The organism is Sphingomonas sp. OV641 (genome assembly GCF_900109205.1).
Lineage (GTDB): Bacteria > Pseudomonadota > Alphaproteobacteria > Sphingomonadales > Sphingomonadaceae > Sphingomonas.
Genome location: NZ_FNZB01000029.1, coordinates 1 through 2,504, shown reverse-complemented (window position 1 = coordinate 2,504; position 2,504 = coordinate 1). Strand labels below are relative to the sequence as shown.

At 61.9% G+C, this 2,504-nt stretch carries 3 protein-coding genes; all 3 read right to left on the bottom strand.

All coding sequences use genetic code 11. The features are described 5' to 3' along the window. Positions 1–605, bottom strand: a 605-nt coding sequence (gene istA / locus BMX36_RS21170; protein ID WP_143058642.1) for an IS21 family transposase, incomplete at its 3' end; no start/stop codon positions are given. 84 nt (positions 606–689) lie between these two features. Beyond that, complete coding sequence (locus BMX36_RS21165) at positions 690–1,211, bottom strand: DUF7986 domain-containing protein (RefSeq protein ID WP_256210968.1); 522 nt, start codon at positions 1,209–1,211, stop codon at positions 690–692. A 170-nt stretch (positions 1,212–1,381) separates the two neighbouring features. Beyond that, positions 1,382–2,074: an O-methyltransferase gene (locus BMX36_RS21160; RefSeq protein WP_256210967.1), complete on the bottom strand. Its 693-nt coding sequence runs from the start codon at positions 2,072–2,074 to the stop codon at positions 1,382–1,384. Positions 2,075–2,504 lie beyond the last annotated feature (430 nt).

Genomic DNA, 2,504 nt, shown 5'->3' with positions numbered 1-2,504 from the left:
GTCTTCATGTTGTCGTAGATGCCGCGCGTCGGCACGCCTCCGAAGAAGGCAAACGCCCGCGCATGCGCGTCGAACAGCATCTCCTGTGTCTCGCGGGGATAGGCTCGCACATACATTGCCCGCGACGCGCACAGCCGGACATGCGCGACCTTCACGCGCATCGGCTTGCCCGAGATCTCGACGTCCTCGTGGCTCCAGTCGAACTGGTAAGCCTCGCCCGGCCGGAACAGCAGCGGGATGAACGCCGGCGCATTCATCACGTCGCGACGCCGCGCCTGCCGCCAGCGCGCCGCATAACGGCGAACCGCGTCGTACGAGCCGTCGAACCCCTCGCGTAGCAGCAGGTCGTGGATGCGCGTGAGGCGCAGCTTCTCGCGCCGCGGCCGTGCCTCATCTTCCTCCAGCAACGCATCCAGTCGCGCCTGAAACGGCCCCAGCTTCGGCAGCGGCTGCACCTCCCGCCGGTAACCCATGTCCGCTTCCGGCGCCCGGATCGCCTTGCGCACCACCTTGCGCGACAGGTGCAGGTCCCGCGCTATCGCCTTGATGGCCTTCCCCGACGCGTGCTCGCGCCGGATCCTCAACACCGTCTCCAATACCAGCATCCCGATCTCGCCGCCTGACACACCGCCAAGCGAGCAGCCTAGACCACCGGGATGAGGGGTCCCTTTTCGACGCCGATCACCCCGCTACCGGGGTCCCTTTTCCACGCCGATCCACACACCCGATAGGAGATGCTTTCCGCCCACAATGACGACCCGCGTACCGATCCTGTCCCATTGTTTGAGCGTCTGCGAGGCGCTGCGTTCGGTGACGCGGACCGCGTCACCGCCCCGGATGAGATCACGAACAAGAAATCCGCTGCCAGCCTCGACGTCGCTGACCTCGTAGAGGCTCATGACCGAAGATTGCAGCGCACGCATATAGAGCTTGGCGGGGCCGGCCTCATTCCAGCCGCGACGTCGGATATAATCGTCGACGAGGTTCAGCGCGCCGGGTTCGACGGTCCGCGTCAGGAGATCTTCGAACGCGCATCCCCACAGTACGCCGGCCCAATGGTCGCTGACGATCTCGACAAGGTCTTCGAACTCGAACTCGAATTCCTCCATCGCCGGTCCAAGATGATCGTCCAGGGCATCGCGCAAATGGTCGGCCCAGGCGGGCGATGTGGCGAACTTCATGATGCCGGACAGGTCATGGCCGCGCTTCATACTCACTCTCCTTGCTGCTGGCGGTGCGCGGCCACGATGCGCGAAACGGTAGGGGCTGTTGAAAAATGCGCCGCTGGTGGCCGGGTCCGGTTGGGGGCGGAATGACACCCCAACGCATAGCGATCCCGTCTCGCATGGGATGGTGAAACGGGAACGCTTGGCCTTTCCTATCAGTCGCGCACGATCGCCAAGGCGAAGCCATCCCAGCCCTTTTCGCCGACCGTCTGGATCGCGGTCGCATCCAGGCGCGGCTCGGATGCGATGATTTCCAGAAAGGCGCGAACGCCCTGCACGTTCGCATCATCACTCGCCGGGTCTTTCACCGCACCGCCACGCACGACGTTATCGCCGACGATGACCGTTCCGGGTCGGGAGAGTTGAAGCGCCCACCGAAGGTAGTGAGGATTGTTCGGCTTGTCGGCGTCAATGAAAATAAGGTCGAATGGACCCGCTAACGTCGGCAGAACATCAAGGGCCTTACCAACGTGAAGTTCAACCAACTCGCTCAAGCCTGCCCGATCGATGTTCCGCTGTGCGGTAGCCGCGTGCCTTCTATCATACTCTATCGTAACGACCTTGCCGCCGATCGGCAGCGCGCGCGCCATCCAAATGGTGCTGTATGCCCCGAGCGTTCCAATCTCTAAAACTCGCGTCGCTCCGATCATCCGGGCGTAGAGCGCCAGCATTTTGCCTTGCGTTGCAGACACATCATGCGCCGGCAGGCTGTTGTCTGCATTGGCGGCCAATGCAGATTGTAGATGCTCGTCCTCGGGTGCGAGCAGGCCGGCAAAATACTCGTCAACTGCTGCCCAGCTCGCGGAGTCAGCGGTCGGATAATCAGGAACTCGCATTTCAGCCCTCAAGAGTGAGTGATCCTTCCCAGCATAAGGCACTCGGCATATTTCCCTCAAACGAACCCCAGCCAGGATCACAGAAGGTGAGGGAGGGCACTTCACCTCTCGGGCGGCACCATTTCCCAAAACCTGTTCCCGATTGCGCTTTCTCGAAATGGACACCTGGCGACGGGGTTATGGGACTGGGGTCGTGTCGCCAAAGTGTAGCTTTCAGCGGTAAATGTCACGAAGTGACATCACTGATTGTCGCCTCCTGCGGCCTGCTCCTTTGGGGAAGCACTGATAAAGCCAGCTTTCCCGCTCGGTCCGGCACGTTGCGCTCTGAGGAAGGGCCTCATCATAGGTGTAGGCGCTTGCAATCGTAGCGGCGTGTGCTCGCAAACGGAGCGATTTTCTGCTCGGATTATCTGACAATGGGCGGAGCAGTCTGCTCACGCTA